We start from the raw sequence: 19,689 nt of genomic DNA on the forward strand, positions 1-19,689 counted from the left end.
CTGCGTGCGGGGGCTTTGCTCGGCTCCAGGGACAGAATGCGGCCGGCGCGCGACACGCCCACTCCCCTATCCGTGTCCGGCGATCATCCGACGGTGACGACGGGCTCGCCGGTTTCGGCGTCGGTACCCATCTCGTCGGCGATGCGCATGGCCTCTTCGATCAGCGTCTCCACGATCTGATGTTCGGGCACGGTCTTGACGACCTCGCCCTTCACGAAGATCTGGCCCTTGCCGTTGCCGGAGGCGACACCCAGATCGGCCTCGCGCGCCTCACCCGGACCGTTGACCACACAACCCATCACCGCCACCCGCAGCGGCACCGCGAGACCTTCCAGACCCGCGGTCACCTCGTTGGCGAGGGTGTAGACATCGACCTGCGCACGTCCGCAGGAGGGGCAGGACACGATCTCGAGTTTGCGCGGCCGCAGATTCAGCGACTGCAGGATCTGCCCACCGACCTTGACCTCCTCGGCAGGCGGCGCGGACAGCGACACCCGGATGGTGTCGCCGATGCCCTCGCTGAGCAGGGCGCCGAAAGCCACCGCCGATTTGATCGTGCCCTGGAAGGCCGGTCCGGCCTCGGTGACGCCCAGGTGCAGCGGGTAGTCGCACTGCGCGGCCAGCTGCCGGTAGGCCTCGACCATCACCACCGGATCGTTGTGCTTGACCGAGATCTTGATATCGCCGAAGCCGTGCTCCTCGAACAGGCTCGCCTCCCACAGCGCCGACTCCACCAGCGCCTCGGGGGTGGCCTTGCCGTACTTCTCGAGCATGCGCTTGTCCAGGGAGCCGGCGTTCACCCCGATCCGGATCGGGATCCCGGCCGCACCGGCGGCCTTGGCGACCTCCTTGACCCGGCCGTCGAACTCCTTGATGTTGCCCGGATTGACGCGCACGGCGGCACAGCCGGCATCGATCGCGGCGAAGATGTAGCGCGGCTGGAAGTGGATGTCCGCGATCACCGGGATCTGCGACTTCTTCGCGATCATCGGCAGCGCGTCGGCATCCTCCTGCCGCGGGCAGGCCACTCGCACGATGTCACAGCCCGATGCGGTCAACTCCGCGATCTGCTGCAGCGTGGCGTTCACGTCGTGGGTCTTGGTCGTGGTCATCGACTGGACGGAGATGGGGTGATCACTGCCCACTCCCACCGTGCCCACCATCAGCTGTCGCGTCTTACGCCGCGGTGCCAGGACCGCCGCCGGTGCGGCCGGCATCCCCAGGGTGATGGCTGTGCTCACGTTCGGCTGCCTACTTTCGTCTGCGTCTGGTGCACCCGTTCGCTGCCGAGTCTAGTGCGGGCGGTATGGGAGCGACCTGTGAGAGCACCGACACCCCGGCCGATGGCCGGCGCGCTCACGGTCTTCGGCCGCCGGAAACGACTGTGACCAGGACCGCACCGCTGCCCGGCCGGGGTGCCCCCAGCTCCCTGATATTGCCCGTCAGCCGGGGCTTTTCGCTCGGATGACGATGTAGTTACCGTGGACCGGCCGAAGGCCGGCACCCACCGTCGCGTTCAGGAGGATTCACCGGATGTACATCCCACGACCACGTGTCGGGCGGCGCTGACCGTGCGCCTGGCGATGACTCCGGAACTGCCCGCCGACCCGGAAGCGGCTGCGGCACTGCAGCAACGATTGCGCGATTCGGTGCTCACCCAAGACCCGCGGCCGCCGCGATTTCGCACCGTCGCGGGCCTGGATTCGGCCTACGACGAGTCCGGCGCGGTCGTCGCCGCCGTCGTGGTCCTCGATATCGACACGATGGAGACCGTCGACACCGCCGTCGCCCACGGCACGACGCGGTTTCCGTACGTGCCGGGCCTGCTCGCGTTCCGGGAACTGCCGACCACCCTGGCCGCGCTGGAACGCCTCGAGACCACGCCCGACCTGCTGGTCTGCGACGGCCAGGGCATCGCCCACCCGCGGCGCTTCGGGCTGGCGTGTCACCTGGGGGTGCTGACCGGCCTGCCGTCGATCGGCGTCGCCAAGACGGTGTGGGGTGAATGCGACGTTCCCGATGCCGCGCGGGGTTCGGTCACCGACATCACCGCGGACGGCGAGGTGGTCGGGCGGGCGCTGCGCACCCAGCCCGGGATCAAACCGGTGTACGTGTCGGTGGGCCATCGCATCTCCCTCGACACCGCATGCGCACAGGTCCTCGCGCTCGCGCCGAAGTACCGGCAGCCGGAGACCACCCGCCGCGCCGACCATCTGTGCCGAACCGTGTTGCGCGACACCCTCGCTCGCGGCTAGGGAACCGTCCGCGCACCGCCCGGCGGCGGCATCGAACCAGCCTGCCGATGCAGCCATCGGCAACTCGATCGCTAATTGACGATTCGCGCCGCGCGCACCGGCGAGATTCGCCGAACACCACCGCCACCCGACGCGCCGTACCATCACCTCCGGGGGCGCCAGAGGAGAATGTCACCTCCTTTTCGAATATTCGCTCTCGGATTACCATCGCACCCGATGCGGGCGATTGAATTTCCGTTTCTTCGCCCACAATCGAAGGAGCCGGAATCCGATCACGATTCGCCGATCGCGGCAGGATGCGAGCCCTTTACTCCGATCCACTTCGGCGGCAGCCGATCGCGACGAACTCCGTTCCGGCGCCGAATACCGCAGCTCAGAAGGCATACTGCGGGATGGGCACGGGCCACGGATATGACGAACCACGAAAACGCAAGCCGCGGCCGAATTTCGCGCCCGATTCGTGCCTTGACGACCATCTCCGTCGGGCAGACGATAGACCGATGACCGGCGATGAGGAATTGATTCAGGTCGAACAAGTCATCGAGCGGCTGATCGCCAGCCACCCGTCCGTCCCGCCCGGGGACATAGAACTCATCGTGCGCGGCATCCACAAGCGCTTCTCCGAAGCGCGAGTACACGACTTCGTCCCTCTGCTCGTCGAGAAGGCGGCGCGGCAAGCGATCAGCATCCGGCCGGCGGGAACAGCGGCGCCCTCGTCTCGCACCCGTGCGCGCGGCGCCCGCTCAGTGACGGTCATCTGAGGAGACGAGCGTTATGGCGGCCACACGCGCGGTGCCACAGAGCCCGGGTCCGCCGGCTTCCGAACCGGCCGATTGGCACGCCCGCGACGCCGACACCGTGGTGGCCGCGCTGTCCTCGGACCGGCACGCCGGACTCACCACCGGCTCGGCCGAGGAACGACGTAAACGCTACGGCCCCAACGAAATAGCCGCCGAGCCCGCACCGGCCCCGTGGACCGTCGCGCTGCGACAGCTCCGGGATCCGATGAACCTGATGTTGATCGCGGTGGTGGCGGTCAGCGTCGTCATCGGCGAGATCCCGACCGCCGTCGTGGTGGCGGCGCTGGTCGTGCTCAACGTCGTGCTCGGCACACGGCAGGAACTCGTGGCGCGCGCGAGCGTGGACGCACTGGCCAAGATGCAGTCGCCGCAGGCGCGGGTGCTGCGCGACGGCGCGCTGATCCAGCTCGACGCGCTCGAGCTGGTCCCCGGCGATATCGTCCAGCTCGAAGCCGGCGATATCGTCCCCGCCGACGGCCGGCTCGTCGCCTCCGCGACCCTGGAAACCCAGGAGGCGGCGCTCACCGGTGAAAGCGCCCCCGTCGCCAAGGATCCCGGCACCCTCGCCGCCGCGGACGTGCCGCTCGGCGACCGCATCGACATGGTCTATCAGAACACGTCGATCACCCGGGGAACCGCCACTATGGTGGTCACCGAAACCGGAATGAACACCGAGATGGGCCGGATCGCGTCCATGCTGTCCGCGGTCGCCCCGTCGAGGTCACCGCTGCAGCGGGAGCTGGATTCGCTGACGAAACTGCTCGGCGTGATCGCGTGGACGGCGGTGGCGATCATCGTGCTGATCGGCGCGTTGCGCGGCCAGGATGTGACAGCGGTACTGCTGCTGGGCATTTCGATGGGCGTCTCCGCGATTCCCACCGGGCTGCCGACGTTCGTCCAGGCGATGCTGGCCTACGGCGCCCGCCGCCTCGCCGACGCCAAAGCGGTGGTCAAGAACCTCACCGATGTCGAGACACTGGGCGCGACCAGCGCGATCAACTCCGACAAGACCGGCACCCTGACCATGAACCAGATGACGGTGCGCTCGTTGTTCTTCCACTGCCGGTGGTACGGCGTGACCGGAGAGGGCTACAGCAAGAACGGAACCGTCACCGAGGCCGCCGGTGCGGGCACCCCGGATTTCAGCCTGCTCGCCTACGGGCTGTGCCTGGACAGCGACGCCACCGTGTCCGACACCGGTGAGGTGGTCGGCGATCCGACCGAGGCGGCGCTGGTGGTACTGGCAGCCAAACTGGGCATCGACGCTCCGCTCACTCGCCGCGACTACCCGCGCGTCGCCGCGGTGCCCTTCGACTCGGCCTACAAATTCATGGCGACCTTTCACCACCTGCGCGTCGACGATCGAACTCGCTTCGTCGAATTGGTCAAGGGCGCACCCGACATGGTTCTGGCCCGCTGCGCCGAGGCCTACCGCCCGGGCCGCACCGAGGTGCCGGTCGACGAGGCGCGCGCCGAGATCACCGACGCGATGCGCACCATGTCGGAGAAGGGACTTCGCGTACTGGCCTTCGCTGCCCGGATCCTCGACGGCCAGGAGGACGCCGCACAGGCCGACCCGATGTCGATGGTCGAGAATCTCACCTTCGTCGGCATGGCGGGCATCATCGACCCGTTGCGCCCCGAAGCGGTCGAATCGGTGCGCATCGCGCACGAGGCAGGGATCGACGTCCGCATGATCACCGGCGACCACGCGATCACCGCCGCCGCGATCGGAGCCGAACTCGGGCTGGGGCCGGGGGCGGTCGGCGGCGCGGAACTGCAAGCCATGACCGACGAGCAACTGGCCGAAGCGCTGCCCAGGCTGCATGTGTTCGGCCGGGTGACCCCGCAGGACAAACTGCGACTGGCCGACGTGATGCAACGTGGCGGCGCGGTGGTGGCGATGACCGGTGACGCGGTCAACGATGCCGCCGCCCTGAAGAAGGCCGATATCGGCGTCGCGATGGGTTCGGGCAGCGAGGTCACCAAGCAGGCGGGCAAGATGGTGCTCACCGACGACAACTTCGGGACCCTGATCACCGCGATTCGCCTGGGCCGCAGCATCTACGACAAGATCGTGTCCTATATCCGGTACCAGATGTCGAAACTGTTCTCGCTGGTACTGCTGTTCCTGGTGGCCAGTATCTTCGACATCAACCACGGCGTCGCGCTGACCCCGCTGATGGTGCTGTTCCAGCACTTCTTCATCACGCTGTTCCCGGTCGCGGTCATCATGACCGACCCCCCGCCACCGAATCTGATGAACAAACCGCCCCGCGACCCGGCGATGCCGGTCGCCAACCGGACCGCGTTCACACAGTGGCTGATCTACGGAGTACTGCAGTTCGCGGTCGCCCTCGCCGCCATGCTGGTGGCTCCCGGCCGAATGAGCACCGACACCGCCTCGGTGCCGATGACGACGACCTTCGTGGTGTTGTCGCTGGGGTCGGTCCTGGCCGGGCTGGCTATGCGCCGCGATCCAGAATCCGGTTTCACCGCACCGATTCTCGGTGCCCTGAAGATTCTGTCGATACCGGTCGTGGTCACCGTCCTGGCCGTGCAGCTGGGATTTCTGCAGGACCTGCTGATGACGACGTCACTGACGGGTGGGCAGTGGCTGGCCTGTCTGGGCTGGTCGCTGCTGATCCCGATCGCCGTCGAGGCGGAGAAGGCGTTGCGGCGCAGGCACATTCGCCGCAGCACACCGCCGGAGCCGTTGAACGCCGCGGTCGCGGTGGCGCCGCTGCGGGCCCGGGCCCACTGAGGCCCGGGCGTGCGCTACCACCTACGCCGCACTCTGCGCCACGATCGTCGTGCTGCTCGCCTACGCCCTCGTCGGTCCCTCGCGAATTCTGGTGCTCGGCCCGGACTCCTCGCCGGCGCCGTTGATCGCGGCGGCGCCGCCGTCGGCGATCGCGCTACGGGAACAGCTTGATCGGGTTCACGATATCGGCGACCAGCGTGAGGATCATGTACGCACCGCCGATCACCACCACGATGTAGGTGGCGGGCAGCAGTTTCATGTAGTCGACCGGAGCGCCGTTGGGCAGGCCCTTGCGGTTGCGCCACAGGTTGCGCAGCTTCTCGAAGATCACCACCGCGATATGGCCGCCGTCCAGCGGGAGCAGCGGCAGCAGGTTGAAGGCGCCGAGGAAGAAGTTCAGGCTGGCCAGCACCAGCACGAACGCACCCCACAGCCCGTGTTCGGCGGTTTCGCCGCCGATCTTGCTGGCACCGTACACGCTGACCGGAGTGTCGGCATCGCGCTGACCGCCGGTGACCGCGTGCCACAGGCTGACCACCTTGCTCGGCATCTGCGCCAGCGAGGCGAAGGTGCGGCCGAACATGTCCCCGGTGAAGGCCACCGAGGCTGGCACCGCGGAGACGACGTTGTGTTTGACGGGCAGGTAGAAGTCCTGTGCCACACCGACTTTGCTGACGTACACCGGCGTGGTGACCCGCTCGGAACTGTCCGTGGACTTCAGCGGATAGGTCGCCACGCGCTCGGGGGTCACCGGAATCTGCAGCGTCTGATCGCCGCGCTTCACCGTGTAGACGACCGGGCCGTTCGCCTTCTCGGTGATCGAGCGGAAGTCGTCCCAGGTCTTGACGGGCTTGCCGTCGATCGCGGTCACGAGGTCGCCGCGCCGCAGTCCGGCGCGTTCGGCCGGGCCGGGACCGGTGCACTTCTGCGTCGACCCGTCGGGGTTCTGCGCGGGCACACAACCGGCCGGGTAGATCTGGGTGGCCGGCGGCGAATCCAGCCGCGGCAGCCCCCAGGCCACCGCGAGCAGCATGATCAGCAGGAAGCCCAGAATGAAGTTCATCGCGATGCCGCCGAACATCACCACCAGCCGCTTCCACGTCGCCTGCCGGTACATCGCGCGATGCAGGTCCTCGGGTGGTACCTCGTCCAGCGCGGTCATGCCCGCGATATCGCAGAAACCGCCCAGCGGCAGCGCCTTGAGACCGTATTCGGTCTCACCGCGGCGGAACGAGAACACCTTCGGCCCGAAGCCGACGAAATAGCGGCGCACCTGCATGCCGGTGGCCTGCGCCGCCCACATGTGGCCACATTCGTGTAGCGCCACCGATACCGTGATGCCGAGGGCGAACAGCACGAATCCGATCGCGAAGCCCATGCGGTATGGAACCCTCCTGAATCAGTTGCTCACGAGCGTGCGCGCACGCTGTCGCGCCCACGCATCCGCCGCGAGCACCTCGTCCAAGGTACTGGGTTCCGCGGCCCAGCGGTCGGCCGACTCGACCACCCGCGCGACCGTGCGCACGATATCCGGGAATCGGAGCGCACCGTCGAGGAACGCCTGCACCGCGATCTCGTTGGCGGCGTTGTAGACCGCGGTCACGCTGCCGCCGGCCTTACCCGCCGCGCGAGCCAGTTCGACCGCGGGAAAGACCTCGGTGTCGACCGGTTCGAATTCCCAGGTGAACGCCGTGCCGAAGTCGATCGGGGCGAGGGTGCCGGGGACCCGGTCCGGCCAGCCCAGCGCCAGGGCGATCGGCAGTTTCATATCCGGCGGGCTGGCCTGGGCGAGGGTGGAGCCGTCGGTGAAGGTCGCCATCGAGTGCACGATCGACTGCGGATGCACCGTGACGTCGATCTTGTCGTAGTCGATGCCGAACAGCATGTGCGCCTCGATCAGTTCGAGGCCCTTGTTCACCAGCGTGGCCGAATTGAGGGTGTTCATCAGACCCATCGACCAGGTGGGATGAGCTTTGGCCTCCTCGGGGCGTACCGATTCCAGCATTTCCGCGGTCCAGCCCCGGAACGGGCCGCCGGAGGCGGTGAGCACCAGCCGTGCGACCTCGTCGGCGCGGCCGCCGCGCAGGCATTGCGCCATCGCCGAGTGTTCGGAGTCGACCGGGACGATCTGGCCGGGAGTGGCGGCCCGCGTGACCAGACTGCCACCCGCGACCAGCGATTCCTTGTTGGCCAGTGCCAGGCGCCGCCCCGATTCCAGGGTCGCGAGCGTCGGCCGCAGCCCCAGCGCGCCGACCAGGGCGTTGAGCACCACGTCGGCGTCGGTGCGGCGCACGAGTTCGGTCACCGCGTCCGGACCGGCCAGGGCCACACCGAGTTTCGCGGCCGCGGCCGGATCGGCGACGGCCACGTTGTCGGTGCCGGTGGCGCGGATCTGCTCGGCCAGCAGCTCGGTATTGCCGCCGCGCGCGGCCAGTCCGACCACCTGGAATCGGTCCGGATTGGCGGCGACGACCTCCAATGCCTGGGTGCCGATGGAGCCGGTGCTGCCCAGCAGCAGAACTTTCACGATGTCGGACACGCACTCATTGTCCACGGTGAATCGCCGCGGACGTCACCCCGCTGGCTACGACGGCCGGTCGTATGCAAACATATTCTCGACAGACACCTTCACGACCTGCGGACCTCACGGCGTACCCTGCGCACGCGAGCCGCAGCGCACACGGAAATGATGGGAGCGAACGTGGCCGCCACGGAACTGGAACCCGCCAAGAGCGCCGGCGTCGTCACCAAGGTCGATCCCGCCGAGGTTCCCTCCGCCGCCTGGGGCTGGAGTGGTGAATCGCGGCGCACCTTCCGTATCGCCGGATGGGTCGTCGTCGTGATCCTGCTGGCCATGCTGTTCGAGAACCAGCAGGGCCACACCTCCGGCACCGGTTACACCGGATACATCTTCCTGATCGGCTTCGCCGTCGCGCTGGCGGCCGTGCTGATCCGCGACTCGATCATCCAGCGCAAGCCGCGCTGAATCCGCTTCGCGCACAGCCTGATTCGACCGGCCGCTGAGGTTCTGCCTCAGCGGCCGCGTCGTTTCCGGGGGCCGCCGGGCTTACCCGCCCGCCCCGGTTTCGCCGCGCCGCCCCGGCGCGCGGCCGGCTTCGCACCACCCTCACTTCGGCCCCTACCACGCTGTGCCGCACCGCCTTCGGCGCGCGTGCCGGACTCCTGCCGACCGCGCCGATCCCGTTCACCGGTGGTCCGGGAACTGCGTGCCGTGCGGCCCCGCACGACACCGATGAATTCCTCGGCGAGTTCGACCGCGTCCTCGATCGGCCAGGACAGCGCGATCTGCGTCGGATCGACATCGGTGAGCGGACGATAGATCAGGTCACGACGATGATGCAGCCGCGCCAGCGACTGCGGCACCACCGCCGCCCCGCCGACCGCGGCCACCAACTCGACGGTATCGCCCACGGCGTCGAGATCACTCGCGTCCTGCATCCGCTCGCCGTCCAGATCGGCCAGGCTCACCTCGTCGAACAGCCCGATCGGATGATCCTTGGGCACCACCGCCACGGCGACCTCGTGGTAGAGCGGAATCGCGTGCAGCCCTTCGCGTTCGATCGGCAACCGGACGAAGCACATGTCGACCCGTCCGCGCGCCAGGGCCTCGCGCTGCTGGGCCTGCGGCACCGCGATCACGTCGAGCGGGACGTCGGGGAAGCGTTCGGCCCACACCCGCGCCCACTTGGCGACGGTGACGCCCGGGACGTAGCCGATGCGCAGCGCGGTGGGAGCAGACTCGGTCATGCGGCCAGCGTATGGCACCGGGCGGGGCGGTCCGGCATCCGCCGCGAACCACAGCGACCGGATACCTGATCGAGGTGACGCTGAGGTCGACGGCAGTGGTCGAAACCGTGCCCACCGGGCGAACACGGTAGAAATGATCGCGGTACGTTTCCCATCCTCCCCCGGCGTCCCGGGCAGACCAGATCGGATATGCGTTGACGACCCCCTCCCCGGCCCCGATGGCATCCGGCGGCCCCGGATTCGATCGGCCGCTGTTCACCACCATCACCGATTTCGCCGACCACACCCGGTGGCTCAACGACACGATGCTGTGGTTGACCGATGCCGGCCTGGCGGTGTTCGCGGTGCTGATGGTGATCGGCTGGTGGCAGGCCCGCCGCCGCGACGACCGGTCGATGGCGCTGGCGCTGCTGGCTCCGGTGAGCGTGGTGATCGCCTATCTGGTCGCCGAGGTGGTGAAGGTGATCGTCGCCGAACCGCGCCCGTGCCGGGGCGTGCCCACCGCCTACATCATCGAGGCGTGCCCGGTGCCGAGCGACTATTCGTTCCCCAGCGGCCACACCACCACCGCCGCGGCGACCGTCGCGGCGCTGTATCTGCTGAATCGGCGGCTGGGCTGGATCACGGCGGTCTTCGCGGTCGTCCTGGCCTTCAGCCGGGTATACGTCGGCGGCCATTACCCGCACGACGTCGTGGCCTCGGCGATCCTGGCCATTCCGGTCGCCACGGCCGTCAGTCTGCTGCTGGCCCGCCCAGCCACCGCGGTGGTGACGCGTATGCGGTCCTCCGTGCTGGCGCCGCTGGTCGCCGATGCCGGAAGTACGCCGGTATCGCGGGTGTGAGCGAGGCCGGCCGGATTCGCTATCCTGTCCGACGTGGCGGTGGGGCTCGCCACTTCGGCGCAGCGGCCGGAGCAACCGTGATCGGACGATCGCCAACAGTCCCTACTCGAGGTACCACCATGTTCGTGTTCGAGTAGGAGTCCGTCGTTGACCGAACTACGCCGCGAGGAGCCCCGGCCCGGCGCATCCGCCGGCCGGCCGGTCGATCCCGATATCGATCTGCACGTCCCGTCCCGGCGCCGCGAACTGCTGCGCGAACACGGCACCGTGCTGGCGGTGATCGGGCTGGGTGGCGGATTGGGCGGTCTGGCCCGCTACGGCCTGACCCAGCTGCTGCCCACCCGCCCCGGGCAGTTCCCGTGGGGCACCTTCACCGAGAATGTGCTCGGCTGCCTGGCCATCGGCGTGCTCATGGTGCTGATCACCGAGGTGTGGTCGGCGCATCGACTGGTGCGGCCGTTCCTCGGGGTCGGATTTCTGGGCGGGTTCACCACCTTCTCCACCTACGCCGTCGAGATCCGCAATCTCCTGCAACCCGGTTCGGCCGTGACGGCCTTCGTCTATCTGGCCGCGACCCTGCTCAGCGCGTTGCTCGCGGTGCTCGCCGGGGTGACGGTGACGCGAATGACGGTGCTCCGCAAGGTGATCCGAGGGGAGGCACGATGACCGTCGTCCTGGTCTTCGCCGGCGCGGTGCTCGGCGCTCCGGCCCGCTATCTCACCGATCGGTTCGTGCAGGCACGCCACGACAGCCTGTTTCCGTGGGGCACGCTGACGGTCAACATCGTCGGCTGCCTCATTCTGGGCGCGCTCACCGGTGGCGCGGCCGGCAGTGCGGTGCTGGCGTTCGCCGGCACCGGATTCTGCGGGGCGCTCACCACCTACAGCACCTTCGGCTACGAGACGGTCCGGCTGCTCGAACAGCGCGCCGTGTTCTACGCCGCGATGAACGTGGTGATCAGCGTGATCGCCGGACTGGGCGCCGCACTGCTCGGCTATGCCGTCGCGCACGCGCTCGTCGGCTGACAACTCGCGTACTCAACCGGCTCGTCCGTGCGGCTGGTCCCAGACCAGCGCCAGATACATGCGGGCCCGCTCGCGCGGCGAATCCAGGCGCTCGCCGAGCAGATCGTGCAGCCGGTCCATGCGGTAGCGCACGGTCTGCGGGTGGATGTGCAGATCGTCGGCGACCGCGTGCCGGTCGCCCATGTGCCACAGCCAGCTGCGCAGCGTTTCGACCAGCCGGTCGCGCTTACCGTCGGGCAACTCCCGAAGTGGTTGCAGCACTTGGGCTCGCAGCGTTTCCAGCAGCCATTCGTCGCGATTGGCGATGATGGTGTCGAGTTCGTCGGCGACCACCACCGGCGATCCGGACAGCACCCCGGCCTTGCGCAACCGCAGCGCGGTGCGGGCGATCCGCATACCGGTCGGCAGCAGGTCCAGCGTGAGCGGATGACCGATCACCGCGTCGCAGCCCCGCAGCGCGGCGACGAGCCGGGTGATCCGCCCGCCGAGCATCGGACTGGGCACGATCGCCCCGACCGCGTCGTCGCGCCGGATCGGCAGGCAGTGACCGCCGAGATGTTCCACCACCCCGCAGGAGCGGGCATCGGCCGGATCGGCGAGCACCACGGCGACCTCGGGAGGCAGTTGCCAGCCCGCGCGCTCGGCGGCCAGCCGGATTCCGATGGTGTCGGAGCGCCCGGAAAGCAACATTTCCGCCAATTCCTCGCGATGGCGTTCCCGGGCCGCGCTGGATGCGGATTGTTCGAGCACATAACCGTGCGCGGAGGCCGCGGAGAATTCGTCGACGAAGGCGAAAACGGCCTCCGCCAGCACCGCGAGCACCTCCGGCCCCAGGTCGAGTTTCAGCGCCGTTTCCGCGACGTGATGCCAGGCCGCGCGGGCGCCGACCTGGTACGCGCCGAGCAGATCCGACAGGTCCGCGCCGTCCTGAAGCTGCTGGCGGCCGACCTGTTCGAAAACCAGCTGCGTCGGTGGCGGAACGCCCTCACCAGCGGAATCGCCTGTGCGCGGACCGTGTTCGGCCAGGTCCAGCAGCCGATGAACGAACAGGACGCCGACCTCGGCCACCTCGGGGCGATGGTCGTCGAGATAGCGCGCGTAGTCGGGCCACTCGGCGGCGAGCAGATCGCGGACCTCGTCCAGGAGATCGGGCATCCTAGCGTCGAGTTCCTCCGAAAGCTGCTCCAATGCCTCCGGTGTTATCGGAATTTCATTATGGGAATCGCTCATTCGAGTCCTCTCCGACTCGATTATCTTCCGGATACAAAAAACACCAACCGGAATCACTTCAACGGTTGAAGATTTGAGCCCTGTGTTGCGTTCACCATCGAATCATGGACGCAGCGACAGCCCCGGCCCGCTGGCTGCGGGCCCGTGAAAAGGAAGAGAACTTTCCCGTCGCGCTGCGGTGGTTGCCGCGCGAACCACGCCGGCACCTGCACGCGGTCTACGCAGCCACCAGGTTAATCGACCAGGTCGGCGACGCGGCCCCCGGCGATCGTGTGTCGCACCTGCTGACGCTGCGCGCCGACCTCGCCGGCCTCTACCAGGGTCGCACACCCGAGAATCCGGTGCTGCAGATGCTGGCTCCCACCGTGGCGGCGTGCGAGCTGCCGCAGGAGGCGTTCCAGGAACTGATCGAGGCGAATCTGCTCGATCAGCGCGTCGGCCGCTACGCCACCTTCGAGGATCTGCTCGGCTACTGCCGGCTGTCGGCGAATCCCGTGGGCCGCTTGGTGCTGGCGGTCTTCGACCAGTCCAGCCCGGACACGGTGGCGCTGTCGGACCGGGTGTGTTCGGCCCTGCAGGTGCTCGAGCACTGCCAGGACGTGGTCGAGGACTACGCGGCCGGGCGCATCTATCTGCCGCAGGACGATCTGGCCGCGGCCGGGGTGGCGGAAGCGGCGCTCGCCACCGGCGGTCCGGGTGATCCGGCATGCCGGGCGGTGGTGCTCACCCAGGTCGAACGCTGCGAATCGATGCTCGCCGAAGGCGCTCCGCTGGTCGCCCGGCTCACCGGATGGGCCCGGCTCGCGGTCTCGGGATATCTCGCGGGCGGCTGCGCCACGGCGCGCGCGCTGCGCGTGGCCGAGGGCGACGTGTGGAGCCAACCGGTGCGGCCCCGGCACGTCGACACCGTGGCCTCGATGGTCACACTGCTCGGCAAGGCCACGGTGGTGCCGCAGTGACCAGTATCGCGACCGGGCCGACCACGGCGGCTGCCTACGACACCTGCGAACGGATCACCCGCACGGAGGCCAAGAACTTCTACTACGGCATTCGGCTGCTGCCCCCGGAGAAGCGCTCGGCGCTGTGCGCGCTCTACGCGCTGGCACGGCGCATCGACGATATCGGCGACGAGCAGGGCGAACCGGCCGCCAAAACCGAGGCGCTGACCCTGTTGCGCAAGGAATTGGACAAGGTCACCGGCGGCGCCGGAACCGACGATCCGGTGCTGTTCGCCGTCGCCGACACCGCTCGGCGCTATCCGGTGCCACTGGGCGCGTTCGGCGAGCTGATCGACGGCGTGCAGGCCGATGTCGACGGCGTCACCTACACCGATTTCGACGAGCTGACCCACTACTGCCGCTGCGTGGCCGGGGCGGTGGGGCGCTTGTGCCTGTCGATCTTCGGCTCGGGCGGCGATCCGTGCGCGCCGCTGTACGCCGATCAGCTCGGAATCGCGTTGCAGCAGACCAACATTCTGCGCGATATCCGCGAGGATCTCGGCAACGGCCGCGTCTATCTGCCCCGGGACGAACTGCGGCGCTTCGGCGTCCAACTGGAACTCGACGCCGGTGGAGCGCTCGCCGATCCCAACGGCGGACTGGCCGCGCTGATCCGCACCGGCGCCGAGCGCGCCGAGAACTGGTACTGCCTGGGGTTGCGCCTGATTCCGCATCTGGACGGCCGCAGTGCCGCCTGCTGTGCGGCGATGGCGGGTATCTACCGGCGGCTCAACGAGCGCATCCGCGCCAATCCGGTGGCCGTCTACGACCGGCGGCTGTCGTTGAGCGGACGAGAGAAGACGCGCGTCGCTTCCGGCGCGCTGCTGCAGTATTCGATGACGGCATTCGGGTGGGGCCCGCGATGACGGCGCGGGTGGCCGTGGTGGGCGGCGGGCTCGCGGGGATCACCGCGGCCCTGCGCTGCGCGGACGCCGGATACGCGGTGCGGCTGTTCGAATCCCGGCCCTGGCTGGGCGGGCTGACGCATTCGTTTCCCCGTGGTGAGCTGTGGATCGACAACGGCCAGCACGTCTTCCTGCGCTGCTGCGACCGCTATCTCGCGCTGCTGGATCGGCTCGGCATGCGCGATGCGGTCCGGCTGCAACCACGACTCGACATCCCGGTATCCGGCGCCGGCCGGGTGGGCAGGTTGCGGCGGTTACCGCTGCCGGCGCCGCTGCATCTGAGTTGGGCGCTGCTGCGTTACCCCTGGTTGTCGCCGGGCGCGCGGCTGCGGTTCGTCCGGGCCGCGCTGGCGCTGCGAGCCGTCGACACCACCGATCCCCGCACGGACGCAACGAGTTTCGGCGACTGGTTGCGGGCGCACGGTCAGGATCGCGACGCCGTCGACAGTCTGTGGGATCTGGTCGGCATCGCCACCCTCAATGCCCGTGCCGACGACGTATCGCTGGCATTGGCCGCCACCGTATTCCAGGTCGGGCTGCTCACCGACTCGGACGCGGCGGATATCGGCTGGTCACGTATTCCGTTGCGCCGGTTGCACGGCGACGCCGGACAGGCGGCACTCACCGCGGCGGGCGCGACGGTGATCCACGAGAAGGTCACGGCCGTCCGGCGGGCCGAGGCGGGGTGGTCGGTGCGCACCGGCGAGAGCGACTACGCCGCCGACGCGGTCGTCTCGGCGGTGCCCCCGACGGCGGCGCAGGCGCTGTTGCCCGCCGAGGCGGTGGATCTGCCCGCGAATTGGGCTGCGGCCCTGGGCAGTTCGCCGATCGTCAACATTCACGTCGTCTACGACCGGCCGGTGATGGACGAACCGCTGCGAGCGGGGGTCGGCTCGCCCGTCCAGTGGGTTTTCGACCGCACCGACGCCTCGGGCTTACGCGCGGCGGCGGGTCGCCGGAGCGCGGACGTCGCGGATGGGCCGCACGACGGTTCGACGCCGGTCGAGACCGCGGCAGCCGCACCGAGCACATCGGTGACACCTGCCCGGTTCCCCACCGGCGCACAGTATCTGGCGGTCTCCGTCTCCGCCGCCGACGCCTTCGTCGATCGCCCGGTCGCCGAGCTGCGCCGGGAATTCCTGCCCGCCCTCGAACGGCTGCTGCCCGCCGCCCGTACGGCACAGGTGGCCGACTTCTTCGTCACTCGCGAACGCCATGCGACGTTCCGGCCCGCGCCGGGCAGCGCGCGGCTGCGACCGCCCGCGGCCACCGCGTTGCCCGGCCTGTCGCTGGCCGGCGCGTGGACCGACACCGGCTGGCCCGCGACCATGGAGGGCGCCGTGCGCAGCGGGGAAGCCGCTGCGGCCGAAGTCATTTCGCATCTGGCGGGGCTCCTCCCCCGCGCCGGTGCCGCCGAGCGCACCGGTACGCCCGAACCCCGCACGCGGATATCGGAGGTGATCAGATGACAGTGACAACCCTGTCCACGGTCGATGCCGACGGTCATGCCGTCCGGTCGGCGCTGTCCGACGCCGTCGGACGGCTCGACGACGCGATCCGGCCGGTGGTCGCGTATCACCTCGGCTTCTGCGACGAACGCGGACGCCCGGTCGTCGCCGACAGCGGCAAATCGGTGCGGTCGCGGCTGACCATGCTCGCTGCCCACGCCGCCGGCGGCGACGGACTCTGCGGAATCCCCGGTGCGGTCGCGGTCGAACTCGTGCACAACTTCTCGCTCGTGCACGACGACCTGATGGATCGCGACGCCACCCGCCGGCATCGCCCCACGGTGTGGGCGGTGTGGGGAGATCCGGTGGCGGTGCTGGCCGGTGACGCGATGCTCTCGCTGTCGCACGAGGTGCTGCTCGATTCCGGCTCCCCGCATGCGATGGCGGCGGCCCGGCTGGTCGGGAAGGCGACCCAGGATCTGATCATCGGCCAGGCCGCCGACGTCGACTTCGAACATCGCAACGACGTGGGCCTGGCCGAATGTATCCGCATGGCCATGGGCAAGACCGCGGCGCTGCTCTCGGCGAGTGCCGCGGTCGGCGGCGTCCTGGCCGGGGCGCCACCGGCGACGGTCGCGGCGCTGCAGGCCTACGGCGACAACATCGGCCTGGCCTTCCAGCTCGTCGACGATCTGCTCGGCATCTGGGGCGATCCGGCGGTGACCGGCAAACCGGTGTTCTCGGATCTGCGCTCGCGCAAGAAGTCGCTGCCGGTCACCTGGTGCCTCGAATCCGGCCGTCCGGCCGGGCAAGCGCTGGCGCAGTGGCTGGCGCAATCGGGCGAACCGAGCGAACACGATCTGCGGGCCGCCGCCGGCATGGTCGAAACCGCCGGTGGCCGGCGCTGGGCACGGGCCGAGGCCCGGCGGCGGGTGCGCACCGCCCAGCAGGCCCTCACCACGGTCACCCTCACCCCCGAATACCGCCGGGAGCTCTGCGACCTGGCGGATTTCATCGTGGAACGGAGTGCATAGGAATGACAGTCACCCACACCGGCAATGCGGCAGCGAACCGGCGGGCAGCGGTCGATCCGGCGCCTGACGCCGACGACCTGAGCGCGGTCCGCGCCGCCACCGACGCGGCGGTGCGGCTGCTGCGCTCGACCCAGCACGAACAGGGCTGGTGGAAGGGCGAATTGGCGACCAATGTGACGATGGACGCCGAAGACCTGCTACTGCGGGAGTTCCTCGGCATCTCCACCCCGGACGTGACCGAGCCGGCGGCGCGCTGGATCCGATCGCAGCAGCGCGCCGACGGAACCTGGGCGACCTTCCACGGCGGACCCGGCGACCTGTCGACCACCGCCGAGGCGTGGGTGGCCCTGCGGCTGGCCGGTGACGACCCCGCCGCACCGCATATGCGCGCCGCCGCCGACTTCGTGCGCGCCGAAGGCGGGATCGAGGCCGCGCGGGTCTTCACCCGAATCTGGTTGGCCCTGTTCGGGTTGTGGTCCTGGGACGATCTGCCGAATCTGCCGCCGGAGCTGGTGCTGTTCCCGTCCTGGTTTCCGCTCAACATCTACGACTGGGGATGCTGGGCCCGCCAGACCGTGGTGCCGTTGACCGTGGTGGCCACGCTGCGGCCGTGCCGCCCGCTGCCGTTCGGCATCGACGAATTGCGGACCGGCGCGCCCCGGGCCCGCCGCGCGCCCCTCACCTCCCTGGCCGGAGTGTTCCAGCGTGTCGACACGGTGCTGCACACCTACGCGCGACTGCCGCTGAACCCGCTGCGCGATGTGGCGATGCGGCACGCCGCGGAGTGGATTCTGGCCCGCCAGGAGGCCGACGGCGGCTGGGGTGGAATCCAGCCGCCGTGGGTGTATTCGCTACTGGCCCTGCACCTTCTGGGTTATCCGCTCGATCATCCGGCGATGCGGGCGGGCATCGCGGGGCTGGACGGATTCGTCGTCCGCGAGCAGACGCCGGAGGGCGAGGTACGGCGGCTCGAAGCCTGCCAATCCCCGGTGTGGGATACCGCATTGGCGACGGCCGCACTGCTGGACGGCGGAGTGGCGCCGGACGATCCGGCGGTGCTGCGGGCCACCGACTGGCTGCTGGGTGAGCAGATCACCGCCGGCGGCGACTGGCAGGTGCGCAGGCCGCATCTGGAACCCGGCGGCTGGGCCTTCGAATTCGCCAACGACGTCTACCCCGACACCGACGACACCGCCGAGATCGTCATCGCGCTGCATCAGGTTGCGCATCCGGACCGCCGTGCACTGGATACCGCGATCGAACGCGCGGTGCGCTGGACGGTCGGCATGCAGTCCGCCGACGGCGGGTGGGGTGCCTTCGACGCCGACAACACCTCGATCCTGCCGACGAAACTGCCGTTCTGCGATTTCGGCGCCGTCACCGATCCGCCCTCGGCCGATGTGACCGCGCACGTGGTGGAGATGCTGGCGGCGCTCGGCCGCAGCGGTGATCGCGCATGCCGGCGCGGCGTGCGCTGGCTGCTCGATCATCAGGAGTCCGACGGTTCCTGGTTCGGGCGCTGGGGCGCCAACCACGTCTACGGCACGGGCGCGGCGGTGCCGGCACTGGTGGCGGCGGGCACGAGCCCGCGGTCGACGGCGATCCGCGCGGCGGTGCGCTGGCTGGAAGCCCATCAGAACACCGACGGCGGATGGGGTGAGGATCTGCGCTCCTATCGGGAGCCGGAATGGGTCGGCCGCGGCGAATCCACCGCCTCGCAGACCGCGTGGGCGCTGCTGGCCCTGCTGGCCGCCGAGGAACACGACTCTCCCGCCGTGCGCCGCGGCATCGACTGGCTGGTGCGCACACAGCGACCCGACGGCGGCTGGGACGAGGACCTGTTCACCGGCACCGGATTCCCCGGCGATTTCTACATCAACTACCACCTGTACCGGCTGGTGTTCCCGATCTGGGCGCTGGGCCGGTATCTGCGGCGGCAGACCGCGTCGGCCATATCCCCGGCCGCCGACGGAACGGCCGGTCGGCGGCACCGGCAGGCAGGCGCATTCGGCGAGGACGGCGCCGACTCGTTCGGCGGCAACACCTCGACCGGCTCGCCCGACACGAGTAATCACCACGGCTCGGACGGCGAGGCCCGCAGCGTCGACCGCCCGCGCTCGAACGGGGCCGGCACTGCCGGCCGGGACGGGAGCTGATCGTATGACCCGGCCCGGAACCGTCTGCACCCCTCTGCTTTCGGAGTGGGCAGCACTGCGTGGCGCCGCCGCTGCGCCCGTGGTGCACACCGGCCGCGGTCCGCGGCGGCGCTACGACGCCGCCGCGGCGGGCCCGGTCGCGGTGGCGGGAGTCGCGGGCGCGCTGACCACGCAGCTGCGCCCCGGGGATCTCGTGGTGGCCAGCGAGATTCGGCGCAACGGTACCGAATTGCCCAGTCCCGCAGCGATTCTGCTGCACCGAGAATTGCTGCGACTCGGGCTGCCCGCGCGCCTCGGGCCGGTGTATTCGGCCGAACGGGTCGTCACCGGCCGGGCGCGCGCCGCGCTGGCGGAGACCGGCGCGCTCGCGGTCGATACCGAAACGGCGTTCCTCGCCGCCGACGCCCCCGACGGGCAGGCCGTCGCGATCCGGGCGATCGTCGACACCCCGGACGCGCCCCTGC

Annotated in this window: 17 protein-coding genes and 1 pseudogene; 13 read left to right on the forward strand and 5 right to left on the reverse strand. The window is 69.4% G+C overall.

What is annotated here, in order from left to right; translation table 11 throughout:
- Positions 1-83 precede the first annotated feature (83 nt).
- On the reverse strand, positions 84-1,217 hold the full coding sequence (ispG, locus tag NK1_RS22740; RefSeq protein WP_439955959.1) for a flavodoxin-dependent (E)-4-hydroxy-3-methylbut-2-enyl-diphosphate synthase: 1,134 nt from the start codon (positions 1,215-1,217) through the stop codon (positions 84-86).
- Between the two features lie 264 nt (positions 1,218-1,481).
- Here ispG and nfi point away from each other — a divergent pair, with 264 nt between their 5' ends.
- The 4 genes and pseudogenes from nfi to NK1_RS36345 all read left to right on the forward strand — a co-directional run.
- The gene (gene nfi / locus NK1_RS22745) at positions 1,482-2,255 is read left to right on the forward strand and encodes a deoxyribonuclease V (protein ID WP_245660748.1); all 774 of its coding nucleotides are present in this window, start codon (positions 1,482-1,484) and stop codon (positions 2,253-2,255) included.
- Positions 2,256-2,755: 500 nt separating this feature from the next.
- A complete protein-coding gene (locus NK1_RS22750; protein ID WP_063011713.1) occupies positions 2,756-3,016 on the forward strand; it encodes a three-helix bundle dimerization domain-containing protein in 261 nt (86 codons plus the stop codon).
- A gap of 13 nt (positions 3,017-3,029) precedes the next feature.
- Entirely contained in the window at positions 3,030-5,819 is a 2,790-nt protein-coding gene (locus NK1_RS22755) for a cation-translocating P-type ATPase (protein ID WP_063011715.1), read from the forward strand.
- A pseudogene (locus NK1_RS36345) lies at positions 5,803-5,976 on the forward strand (sodium-independent anion transporter); the annotation flags it as partial. The gene NK1_RS22755 and the pseudogene NK1_RS36345, both read left to right, overlap by 17 nt.
- On the opposite strand, the gene NK1_RS22760 reads toward NK1_RS36345, so the two are convergent.
- Positions 5,974-7,197, reverse strand: a complete 1,224-nt coding sequence (locus tag NK1_RS22760; RefSeq protein WP_063011717.1) for a M50 family metallopeptidase — start codon at positions 7,195-7,197, stop codon at positions 5,974-5,976. The pseudogene NK1_RS36345 and the gene NK1_RS22760 overlap by 3 nt on opposite strands.
- A gap of 21 nt (positions 7,198-7,218) precedes the next feature.
- Positions 7,219-8,358, reverse strand: coding sequence for a 1-deoxy-D-xylulose-5-phosphate reductoisomerase (gene dxr, locus NK1_RS22765; protein ID WP_063011808.1), 1,140 nt, complete (start codon positions 8,356-8,358; stop codon positions 7,219-7,221).
- A 162-nt stretch (positions 8,359-8,520) separates the two neighbouring features.
- On the opposite strand from dxr, the gene NK1_RS22770 reads away from it, so the two are divergent.
- Positions 8,521-8,805: a DUF2631 domain-containing protein gene (locus tag NK1_RS22770; RefSeq protein ID WP_086007267.1), complete on the forward strand. Its 285-nt coding sequence runs from the start codon at positions 8,521-8,523 to the stop codon at positions 8,803-8,805.
- A gap of 47 nt (positions 8,806-8,852) precedes the next feature.
- Here the strand turns inward: NK1_RS22770 and NK1_RS22775 are convergent, their stop codons facing one another.
- Positions 8,853-9,587, reverse strand: coding sequence for a LysR substrate-binding domain-containing protein (locus NK1_RS22775; protein ID WP_063906080.1), 735 nt, complete (start codon positions 9,585-9,587; stop codon positions 8,853-8,855).
- Positions 9,588-9,781: 194 nt separating this feature from the next.
- Between NK1_RS22775 and NK1_RS22780 the strand changes: the two genes are divergently transcribed.
- The 3 genes from NK1_RS22780 to crcB (NK1_RS22790) all read left to right on the forward strand — a co-directional run bounded on the left by NK1_RS22780 (position 9,782) and on the right by crcB (NK1_RS22790) (position 11,454).
- Positions 9,782-10,429 (forward strand): phosphatase PAP2 family protein, encoded by a 648-nt coding sequence (locus NK1_RS22780; RefSeq protein ID WP_063011719.1) that lies wholly within the window; start codon positions 9,782-9,784, stop codon positions 10,427-10,429.
- Positions 10,430-10,576: 147 nt separating this feature from the next.
- Entirely contained in the window at positions 10,577-11,095 is a 519-nt protein-coding gene (crcB, locus tag NK1_RS22785) for a fluoride efflux transporter CrcB (RefSeq protein WP_063011721.1), read from the forward strand.
- Positions 11,092-11,454: a fluoride efflux transporter CrcB gene (crcB, locus tag NK1_RS22790; RefSeq protein ID WP_063011723.1), complete on the forward strand. Its 363-nt coding sequence runs from the start codon at positions 11,092-11,094 to the stop codon at positions 11,452-11,454. The genes crcB (NK1_RS22785) and crcB (NK1_RS22790) overlap by 4 nt, the downstream gene beginning before the upstream one ends.
- A gap of 12 nt (positions 11,455-11,466) precedes the next feature.
- Here crcB (NK1_RS22790) and NK1_RS22795 read toward each other — a convergent pair whose 3' ends face one another.
- Positions 11,467-12,684, reverse strand: a complete 1,218-nt coding sequence (locus NK1_RS22795; RefSeq protein ID WP_063906082.1) for a helix-turn-helix domain-containing protein — start codon at positions 12,682-12,684, stop codon at positions 11,467-11,469.
- Between the two features lie 104 nt (positions 12,685-12,788).
- Between NK1_RS22795 and hpnC the strand changes: the two genes are divergently transcribed.
- From hpnC to shc, 5 genes are read left to right on the forward strand one after another with little or no spacing between them, the layout of a single operon-like run.
- Positions 12,789-13,643: a squalene synthase HpnC gene (hpnC, locus tag NK1_RS22800; protein WP_063011725.1), complete on the forward strand. Its 855-nt coding sequence runs from the start codon at positions 12,789-12,791 to the stop codon at positions 13,641-13,643.
- 5 nt (positions 13,644-13,648) lie between these two features.
- Positions 13,649-14,548, forward strand: a complete 900-nt coding sequence (hpnD, locus tag NK1_RS22805; RefSeq protein ID WP_063011810.1) for a presqualene diphosphate synthase HpnD — start codon at positions 13,649-13,651, stop codon at positions 14,546-14,548.
- The gene (hpnE, locus tag NK1_RS22810) at positions 14,545-16,056 is read left to right on the forward strand and encodes a hydroxysqualene dehydroxylase HpnE (protein WP_063011812.1); all 1,512 of its coding nucleotides are present in this window, start codon (positions 14,545-14,547) and stop codon (positions 16,054-16,056) included. Before hpnD ends, hpnE begins: the two co-directional genes overlap by 4 nt.
- Entirely contained in the window at positions 16,053-17,069 is a 1,017-nt protein-coding gene (locus NK1_RS22815; RefSeq protein WP_063011727.1) for a polyprenyl synthetase family protein, read from the forward strand. Before hpnE ends, NK1_RS22815 begins: the two co-directional genes overlap by 4 nt.
- Before the next feature lie 2 nt (positions 17,070-17,071).
- The gene (gene shc, locus NK1_RS22820) at positions 17,072-19,225 is read left to right on the forward strand and encodes a squalene--hopene cyclase (protein ID WP_084461408.1); all 2,154 of its coding nucleotides are present in this window, start codon (positions 17,072-17,074) and stop codon (positions 19,223-19,225) included.
- Positions 19,226-19,689 lie beyond the last annotated feature (464 nt).

This window comes from Nocardia kruczakiae NBRC 101016, assembly GCF_001612965.1.
Classification (GTDB): domain Bacteria; phylum Actinomycetota; class Actinomycetes; order Mycobacteriales; family Mycobacteriaceae; genus Nocardia; species Nocardia kruczakiae.

Excerpts from the sequence above, each read along its gene's own strand:
- ispG (WP_439955959.1), bottom strand. The coding sequence starts at position 1,217 with ATGCCGGCCGCACCGGCGGCGGTCCTGGCACCGCGGCGTAAGACGCGA.
- NK1_RS22750 (WP_063011713.1), top strand. The coding sequence starts at position 2,756 with ATGACCGGCGATGAGGAATTGATTCAGGTCGAACAAGTCATCGAGCGG.
- NK1_RS22755 (WP_063011715.1), top strand. The coding sequence starts at position 3,030 with ATGGCGGCCACACGCGCGGTGCCACAGAGCCCGGGTCCGCCGGCTTCC.
- NK1_RS22760 (WP_063011717.1), bottom strand. The coding sequence starts at position 7,197 with ATGGGCTTCGCGATCGGATTCGTGCTGTTCGCCCTCGGCATCACGGTA.
- NK1_RS22775 (WP_063906080.1), bottom strand. The coding sequence starts at position 9,587 with ATGACCGAGTCTGCTCCCACCGCGCTGCGCATCGGCTACGTCCCGGGC.
- crcB (WP_063011723.1), top strand. The coding sequence starts at position 11,092 with ATGACCGTCGTCCTGGTCTTCGCCGGCGCGGTGCTCGGCGCTCCGGCC.
- NK1_RS22795 (WP_063906082.1), bottom strand. The coding sequence starts at position 12,684 with ATGAGCGATTCCCATAATGAAATTCCGATAACACCGGAGGCATTGGAG.
- hpnC (WP_063011725.1), top strand. The coding sequence starts at position 12,789 with ATGGACGCAGCGACAGCCCCGGCCCGCTGGCTGCGGGCCCGTGAAAAG.
- hpnE (WP_063011812.1), top strand. The coding sequence starts at position 14,545 with ATGACGGCGCGGGTGGCCGTGGTGGGCGGCGGGCTCGCGGGGATCACC.
- NK1_RS22815 (WP_063011727.1), top strand. The coding sequence starts at position 16,053 with ATGACAGTGACAACCCTGTCCACGGTCGATGCCGACGGTCATGCCGTC.
- shc (WP_084461408.1), top strand. The coding sequence starts at position 17,072 with ATGACAGTCACCCACACCGGCAATGCGGCAGCGAACCGGCGGGCAGCG.